General features: G+C 62.3%; 8 protein-coding genes and 2 tRNA genes. All 10 read left to right on the forward strand.

What is annotated here, in order from left to right:
- The first annotated feature begins 77 nt into the window (after nt 1-77).
- The 10 genes from hrcA (at nt 78) to HMPREF3172_RS06530 (ending at nt 8137) form a co-directional block, all read left to right on the forward strand.
- Complete coding sequence (gene hrcA, locus HMPREF3172_RS06485) at nt 78-1082, forward strand: heat-inducible transcriptional repressor HrcA (RefSeq protein WP_070516318.1); 1005 nt, start codon at nt 78-80, stop codon at nt 1080-1082.
- Nucleotides 1083-1178: 96 nt separating this feature from the next.
- Nucleotides 1179-2285, forward strand: coding sequence for a molecular chaperone DnaJ (gene dnaJ / locus HMPREF3172_RS06490; protein WP_070516320.1), 1107 nt, complete (start codon nt 1179-1181; stop codon nt 2283-2285).
- Nucleotides 2282-3055 carry a 16S rRNA (uracil(1498)-N(3))-methyltransferase gene (locus HMPREF3172_RS06495; RefSeq protein ID WP_070516322.1) on the forward strand — a complete coding sequence of 258 codons (774 nt, stop codon included), beginning with the start codon at nt 2282-2284 and terminating at the stop codon, nt 3053-3055. Before dnaJ ends, HMPREF3172_RS06495 begins: the two co-directional genes overlap by 4 nt.
- A gap of 34 nt (nt 3056-3089) precedes the next feature.
- Nucleotides 3090-4040, forward strand: coding sequence for a PhoH family protein (locus HMPREF3172_RS06500; RefSeq protein WP_040377231.1), 951 nt, complete (start codon nt 3090-3092; stop codon nt 4038-4040).
- Between the two features lie 15 nt (nt 4041-4055).
- Entirely contained in the window at nt 4056-4532 is a 477-nt protein-coding gene (gene ybeY, locus HMPREF3172_RS06505; protein ID WP_070427925.1) for an rRNA maturation RNase YbeY, read from the forward strand.
- Nucleotides 4533-5792 carry a hemolysin family protein gene (locus HMPREF3172_RS06510; RefSeq protein ID WP_070516324.1) on the forward strand — a complete coding sequence of 420 codons (1260 nt, stop codon included), beginning with the start codon at nt 4533-4535 and terminating at the stop codon, nt 5790-5792. It abuts the gene before it with no gap.
- Nucleotides 5789-6724 (forward strand): GTPase Era, encoded by a 936-nt coding sequence (gene era, locus HMPREF3172_RS06515; protein ID WP_070516326.1) that lies wholly within the window; start codon nt 5789-5791, stop codon nt 6722-6724. Before HMPREF3172_RS06510 ends, era begins: the two co-directional genes overlap by 4 nt.
- A gap of 56 nt (nt 6725-6780) precedes the next feature.
- Nucleotides 6781-7827 carry a cell division protein ZapE gene (gene zapE / locus HMPREF3172_RS06520; RefSeq protein ID WP_070516328.1) on the forward strand — a complete coding sequence of 349 codons (1047 nt, stop codon included), beginning with the start codon at nt 6781-6783 and terminating at the stop codon, nt 7825-7827.
- Nucleotides 7828-7964: 137 nt separating this feature from the next.
- Nucleotides 7965-8037 (forward strand) — tRNA-Gly (locus HMPREF3172_RS06525).
- Nucleotides 8038-8066: 29 nt separating this feature from the next.
- Nucleotides 8067-8137: transfer RNA gene (locus HMPREF3172_RS06530), tRNA-Cys, on the forward strand.
- The last annotated feature ends 79 nt before the right edge of the window (nt 8138-8216 follow it).

The raw sequence follows: 8216 nt of genomic DNA on the forward strand, positions 1-8216 counted from the left end.
CACTCTAGGACTGAGAGTGCCAAGGCGGTGCGGCTGACACGCGCCGCCTGGTTGGGTGCAGATGGGAGCGATCCGGGATGAACGACGAGCGGCGCAGCAGAGTTCTGCGGGCCATCGTCGAAGACTATGTGGCCACCAACGAACCGGTCGGCTCGAAAGCCCTTGTCGAACGTCACAAACTCGGTGTTTCCTCAGCCACCATCCGCAACGACATGGCGGCACTCGAACAAGAAGGCCTCATCGCACAGCCCCACACATCGGCCGGCCGCATCCCGACCGATGCGGGCTACCGAGCCTTCGTTGACCGCATCGACGACGTCAAACCGCTCTCCAGCGCAGAAAAGCGGGCCATTTCCCAGATCCTGTCCAGCACACAGAGCATTGACGACACCCTCGCGCAGACAGTCCGACTGCTGTCGCGGCTGACACACCAAGTGGCCCTCATCCAATACCCGGTGCGCGCACAGACCACCATCCGGCGCATCGAACTGGTGCAGCTGAGCCCCGAGCGGATCCTCGTCATCCTCATCACCGACACCGGTGAAGTCGAACAGCGCATAGTCGAAGTGCTCGACCCGGTTGACGAAGACGATGTCCGGGGCATGAGGCGTGCCTTCAACGAGGAGCTGGAAGACACGCGGCTCGACGCTGTTGAAGACACCCTCAGCGGACTCGCAGTGCCTGCGGCACTTGCTCAGACTGCAACCGCAATCGCCGAACGGCTGGTGGAACTTGCCCGCAGCAAACGGCAGGACCGGCTGATCATGGCAGGCGCCGCCAACCTCGCCCGAGCAGGCAGTGAGTTCGGCACCCATATGGGTCCGCTGCTCGAAGCAATCGAAGAACAGGTTGTGCTGCTGAAACTGCTCGCGGACATGCAGGCTGACGGAATTGCCGTGCAGATCGGCAGTGAGAACCGCTTCGAAGCGCTTGCCGGAGCATCACTCATCGCAACCGGCTACGGAACAGAAGACACAACCGCCTCACTGGCAGTGCTCGGCCCCACCCGCATGGACTACCCGACAACAATGGCAGCCGTCAGAGCCGTAGCGAAATACGTGTCAACCATCCTGTCGGACTGACTGCACGCTCTGACCAGCTGACCGCCCTTCCAAAGACCGCAAGCACACCACTGAACCCCGTACTTTCACAGACGCATCCGAACGAAAGAAGAAGCAGTGAGCGATCACTACGAAACACTTGGCGTTGAACGCGACGCTTCCGCAGACGACATCAAAAAGGCCTACAGGAAGCTCGCCCGCAAGTACCACCCGGACGTCAACCCCGGTCACGAAGACGAATTCAAAAAAGTCTCCGTGGCCTACGAAACATTGTCGGACCCGGATAAGCGACGCCAGTACGACATGGGCGGCTCCACCGGAGGCGCCGGTGGATTCGGCGGCTTTTCCGACCTGTTCGACACGTTCTTCGGCGGGGGAGGCCCACGCCAGGCCGGCCCGCCGAACCAGCGCGTTCGCCCCGGCCGCGACGCCCTTGTTGAACTCACGATCGACCTCGAAACCGCTGTCTTCGGCGGAAAAGAAGACATTCGCGTGCAGACGGCCGTCACGTGCGAAACCTGCCACGGCGGCGGTGCCCGCGAAGGCACCAAACCCGAAACCTGCGGCCTGTGCCACGGAGCGGGCACCATTTCGGCTGTTCAGCGGACCATCCTGGGTGACATGCGCACCCAGCAGGTGTGCGGTAACTGCTCCGGCTACGGCGATGTCATCAAAGACCCCTGCAACAGCTGTGGCGGTGAGGGCCGTGTGCGCGAAGAGAAGACCCTCGCCGTCAAGATTCCCGCCGGCGTGCACGACGGCACCCGCATCCTCCTGTCCGGCCACGGTGAGGTCGGCCCCGGCGGCGGCCCGGCTGGTGACCTCCACATCGAAATCACCGTCCGCGAACATGACGTCTTCACTCGTGATGGCGACAACCTGCGCGCCGAACTGTCCGTGCCCATGACTACAGCGGCTCTCGGCAGCACCGTGACACTCGAAACCTTCGACGGTCCGCGTGAACTGACAATCGAACCGGGCACTCAGACCGGCACCGTGGAAACACTGGCCGGGCTCGGTGCGGGCCGCCTGCGCCGCGAAAGCCGCGGCGACCTGCTGGTGACGGTCGTCGTGCAGACGCCCACCAAACTCAACGGCGAACAGAAGAAGCTCCTGCAGCAGCTCTCACAAATGCGCGGCGAAGACTCGGCCGACCACGGTCTGCAGAAGAAGTCCAAGAGCGCCTTCAGCCGCTTCCGCGAAAGGTTCGCACACAGGTCGTGAGTCTTCCCGTCTTCTACACCGACGTCCCGCTGGGGGACGTCCGCCCCGGCCAGAGCCTGACGCTTACCGGCCAGGCACACCGTCACGCCGTGATCGTACGGCGGATGAAAGCCGGCGAAGCCCTCGAACTCACCGACGGGGCTGGTCTGCGGGTGCGCGGGGTTCTCGAATCGGCTTCTAAAGAAGCCGCTGTTCTTAAGATTGACGAGGTGGAGCGCGAGCATCCGCAGAGCCCTCGGCTTGGTCTGATCCAGGCTTTGGCTAAGGGGGACCGCGACCTAGCGGCAGTGGAAACCGCGGTCGAAGTCGGCGTCGACGTGGTCGTGCCGTGGCAGGCGCAACGCTCAATCGTGCAGTGGAAAGGCACGAAGGCCGCTAAAGCGCACGACAAATGGGCCAACCTCATCCAGGCGGCCGCCCTCCAGTCCCGGCGCGTGAACTTTCCACAGCTCGAGCAGCTGAGCTCCACCTCGTTCGCGGTCGAGAAAGCGCGCGAAGGCGCGCTCGTCATCGTTCTGCACGAAAGCGGAACCCGACCCTTCGTGCAGACTGTGCGCAGTGAGCTCAGACAGCGTGAGGCGGATGAAATCTACGTGGTCGTCGGCCCCGAGGGCGGTATCACGGACGCAGAACGACAGCAGATGGAAGAAGCCGGAGCCGTCACCGCGGTGCTCGGCCCCACGGTTCTGCGGGCATCTTCGGCGGGCCCAATCGCACTCGCGCTTGCCCAGCAGGAACTGGGACGCTGGGACCCGTCCGAAAACAGCTAGGCTGGTAGAAGAGAACTGAGGAAAGGAAGCTCTCCTGGACACTGACCAGAGCACCGCACTGTCCGTTCCCGAATCCGTCGACCTCATCGCACTGTACGGACCGCAGGATCAGAACCTGCGGACAGTCGAAAAGCTGTTCCCCGACGTCAAAATCCATGTCCGCCAGCGCACCATCCAGCTGACCGGCGACCCCACGAGTGTGGCCCGCGTGACCGAAGTGTTCGGCCACATGCGCAAAATCATCGCCAGCGGCGGCCGCCTCGACCCCGAAGCCGTATCTCGCGTGGCCGGAATGCTCGACGAGGGCCAGGACTCGGCGAAGGTCATGACCGACAACATTCTCTCCACCCGCGGCAAGACCGTGCGGCCGAAGACTTTCGGCCAGCACGAATACGTCACCTCGATCCGCGAGAACACCATCACGTTCGGGATCGGCCCGGCCGGTACCGGCAAAACGTACCTGGCGATCGCCATGGCTGTGCGCGCCCTGCAGAACCAGGAGGTCTCCCGCATCATCCTGGCCCGCCCAGCGGTCGAAGCGGGGGAGAAGCTCGGCTTCCTGCCCGGCACTCTTGACGAAAAGATCGACCCGTACGTGCGGCCGCTGTATGACGCGCTGCACGACATGATCGAAGCCGAGCGCATCTCATCGCTGCTGGACCAGGGAATCATCGAAGTGGCCCCACTGGCCTACATGCGCGGCCGCACACTCAACGACGCCTTCATCATCCTCGACGAAGCGCAGAACACCACGCCTGAACAGATGAAGATGTTCCTGACCCGCCTGGGCTTCAATTCCCGCATGGTGGTCACCGGCGACACCAGCCAGATCGACCTGCCCGGCGGAACGAACTCTGGACTCAACGTGGTTCAGTCGATCCTCGGCAATGTCGACGACATCAAATTCCACCGGCTGACCGCGAAAGACGTCGTTCGACACTCACTCGTGACGAAGATCGTCCAGGCCTACGAAGAATGGGCGTAGAAAACAGCACCGACCATGAGCATAGAAATCCACAACGAAACACCCGCGGACGTCGACCTTGAAGCGGTGCGCGGCGTAGCTGCACTCGCGTTGGAACATCTGCAGATCCACCCGGATGTTGAACTGTCCATCCAGTTCATCGACACCGAACAGATGAGCCAGCTGCACGTGCAGTGGATGGACCTTGCAGGCCCCACCGACGTCATGTCCTTCCCCATGGACGAACTGCAGCCCGGCGCTCAGGCCGGCATGCTCGGTGACATCGTCATCTGCCCTGACGTCGCACAGCAGCAGGCAGAAGCCAACGGCCACAGCCAAGCTGACGAAATCCAGCTGCTCACCGTCCACGGTGTTCTCCACCTGGCCGGCTACGACCATGGAACGGCTGAAGAAAAGCAGGAGATGTTCGGCAAGCAGGCCGATGTTCTTCGCGCCTGGTTTGCCCGCACAGAACCTGAGCGAACGCGGCTGCCGATCCCCACGGAGTCCTAAGTGGAAATAGCCCTGAACTTCCTGCTGGCACTGCTGAGCCTCACCCTGGCAGCGGTGCTGGCAGCTGCTGACGCCGCGTTTTCCACAGTCAGCCATCACGAAGTCGAAGAAGCAGTCGAGGACGGCAAGCGCACAGCCCCGAAGGCTGAGCGGATCCTCAAAGACCTGCCCACGCACATCAACGTGCTGACCTTTGTGCGGCAGCTGTTTGAAACTGCCGCCGTCGTGTTCACCCTGCTGGCCTTCACAAGCTTCATCGACAGCATGCCCACAGCGCTCATTGTCACCGCCCTGACATCAGCTGTCGCCGTGTTCGTCATCGCAGGCGTTTCGCCCAGGACAATCGGGCGACGCAAAAACCTCACGGTTGTGCTTGCTTCGGCTCCGCTGGTCTCCGGCCTGCGCCAAGCACTCGGCCCGGTGGCCCGCGTGCTCGTATGGCTGGGCAACATGCTCACTCCGGCAAAGGTGTTCCGCGATGGCCCGTTCGTGACAGAAGAGCAGCTGCGCGACCTCGTGGATCGGGCCAGCGCCGGCAACATCATCGAAGACGACGAACGCGACATGATCGAAAGCGTCTTCAACTTGGGCGACACCCGGGCGTACAAAGTCATGGTGCCCAGGCCCGACCTCGTGTACCTGCGCTCTGAAAGCACACTCGAACATGCCATGACGGTGTTCCTGCGCTCGGGCTTTTCGCGCATCCCGGTTGTGGGCAAGGATCTTGACGACGTCCGCGGCATCGTGTTCCTCAAGGACGTCGCCCGGCGCCTGCACACCCACCCTGAGGATCGCGACCAGCCGGCCCTCGACATCGCCCGCCACGTGACTTTCGTGCCGGACACCAAAACGGTGGACTCGCTCCTGCGCTTCATGCAGGTCGAAGCGACTCACATGGTCATCATCGTCGACGAGTACGGCGGCACCGCCGGTCTGATCACAATTGAAGACATCGTCGAAGAGATCGTCGGGGAAATCGCGGATGAGTACGACCGCGATGAAGACGACATCGTTCCGCTCGAAGGCGGGGGAGCGCGCGTTGCTACCCGCACCGACATCGAGGACGTTGCAGAATACTTTGACGTGCGGATCGACGAGGAAGACGTCACCACCGTCGGCGGTCTGCTGGCAAGCGAACTGGGCGAGGTGCCGATTGCCGGCTCTGAAGCTGTCATCAACGGGCTGCGGCTGGTTGCCGAGCCGGGCCAGGGTCGCCGCCACCGCATCAGCCACGTCATCATCACCCGGGAGGAAGAATGAGTCTGTTCCGCGAAGTTCCCGACGACTTCCGCGCTGGTTTTGCCTGCTTCGTCGGCCGCCCCAACGCTGGAAAGTCGACGCTGACGAATGCGCTGGTCGGCACGAAGATCGCCATCACGTCGTCCAAGCCGCAGACCACGCGTCACACGATCCGCGGGATCGTCCACCGGGATGACCACCAGCTGGTTCTTGTCGACACCCCCGGTCTGCACCGTCCGCGCACCCTGCTCGGTTCGCGCCTGAACGACCTTGTAGCCGACACTCTGCGCAGCGTTGACGTCATTGCGCTGTGCATCCCCGCGGATGAAAAGATCGGCCCCGGTGACCGCTACATCGCCGAACAGCTGGCTGATTCACGGGGCTCCACGCCGGTCGTCTGCATTGTGACGAAAGCCGACAAGGTCGACCGTGCTGGCCTTGTTGAAGCTCTCACCGCGGCCGGTGAGCTCATGGACTTCGCAGACATCGTTCCGGTGTCCGCCGTGGATGACTTCCAGGTCGACACGGTTGACGAGGTGCTCGCCAAACACCTGCCGCTGAGTCCGCCGCTGTACCCGGACGGGGACATCACGGACGAACCCGAGCGGGTCCTCATCGCGGAGTTTGTCCGCGAAGCCGCACTCGAAGACATTCGCGACGAACTGCCGCACTCCCTAGCGGTGCAGGTCGAAGAGATCCGCCCGCGTGAAGACCGGCCGGAAGACCGTCCCCTCATGGAGGTCTACGTCAATATGTACGTGGAGCGGCAGAGTCAGAAGGCCATCATCATCGGCCGAGGCGGATCTCGCCTGAAAGAGGTCGGTCGTAAGGCGCGCAAGCACATTAAGGGCATCCTCGGCACCCCTGTCTACCTCGACCTGCACGTGAAGGTTGCGAAGGACTGGCAGCGTGATCCGCGGGCTCTGGGTCGCCTGGGCTTCGAATTCGAATAGGCGTCGCTGCGGGCTGACGTCGGTGCCGTCCGGCGCATCCGGCTACACTTGCCGGCGTGACTCAAGCCGTTCATCTCACCGACCGTGACCCCCGCGTCAACCGCGACGAACTTCTTGCTGACTTCGTTCCCCCTCCGCAGTTCGAAGGGGTGTCTTTCGACAGCTACCAACCCGATCCGGCCCAGCCGTCCCAGTCCCAGGCACGAGACAGCCTGCAGGCTTTTGCGCAGGCCGGACGAGGTGGAGGAGGGCTGTTCAAGAAGCTCTTCGGCAAGGGCGACAAGTTAGCTGAGAAGGGCATCTACCTAGACGGCGGCTACGGTGTCGGCAAAACCCACCTGCTGGCCTCAGCGTGGCACGCCTCTGAGAAGCCGGCCGCTTTCGGCACCTTCGTCGAATACACCAACCTCATCGGCGCACTGGGCTTTCCCACTGCCAAGGCGGAACTCGAGAAGATGAAGCTCGTCTGCATTGACGAGTTCGAACTCGATGATCCGGGTGACACCGTCATGATGTCGCGCCTCATGCGCGAACTGACTGATGCCGGCACGAAGATCGTCGCCACCTCCAACACTCTTCCCGGTGCACTGGGGCAGGGGCGCTTTGCCGCACAGGACTTTCTGCGCGAAATTCAGGCGCTGTCTGATCAGTTCGACGTGCTGCGAATCGACGGTGATGACTACCGCCACCGTGAAATCACTGAGCCTCCGGAGCCTTTGGGTGCTGAAGAGCTCGCAAGTGCCGAGGAGAAGGTTCTGAGTGATGGGCGAGTGCTTGCGACTGATGAGTTCCCCGAACTCGTTGAGCACCTGCAGCGAATCCACCCCTCGAAGTACCGCAGGCTCATTGATGGTGTGCAGTTTGCTTCGTGGAGGCAGGTCGAACCGATCAGCAACGAAGGTGTCGCGCTGCGCTTTGTGGCTCTCGTCGACCGCCTGTACGACGCTGACATCGGGATAGTCAACTCCGGTATCCGCCTGGACAAGATCTTCTCTGACGAAATGCTCGGCGGGGGATACCGGAAGAAGTACATGCGCTGCCTTTCGCGCATGACGGCGCTGTCGTCGAAGTCTGTCGACGGCGCTGGTGAAAGCGGAAGCTGACCGGATTTTCGGGCTTTGCAGACACCGATCGGCAGATAGTGACGAGGGTCACTGTCTGCCGATTTGGTTTTCTGCAAAAGGATGTGTAATGTTTAATCCTGTTGCACGGCACGAAGGAAAACCTTCAAGTGCACCACGCGGATGTGGCTCAGTTGGTAGAGCATCACCTTGCCAAGGTGAGGGTCGCGGGTTCGAGTCCCGTCATCCGCTCTGGTTCGCCAGATATGGCGGTCGCCTCTGGTGGCGTGGCCGAGAGGCGAGGCAGCGGCCTGCAAAGCCGTATACACGGGTTCGAATCCCGTCGCCACCTCGAACAGGGCTGGCGCGATTGGCGCAGCGGTAGCGCGCTTCCTTCACACGGAAGAGGTCACTGGTTCGATCCCAGTATC

This window comes from Brevibacterium sp. HMSC08F02 (assembly GCF_001807555.1).
In the GTDB taxonomy this organism is placed as follows: domain Bacteria; phylum Actinomycetota; class Actinomycetes; order Actinomycetales; family Brevibacteriaceae; genus Brevibacterium; species Brevibacterium ravenspurgense.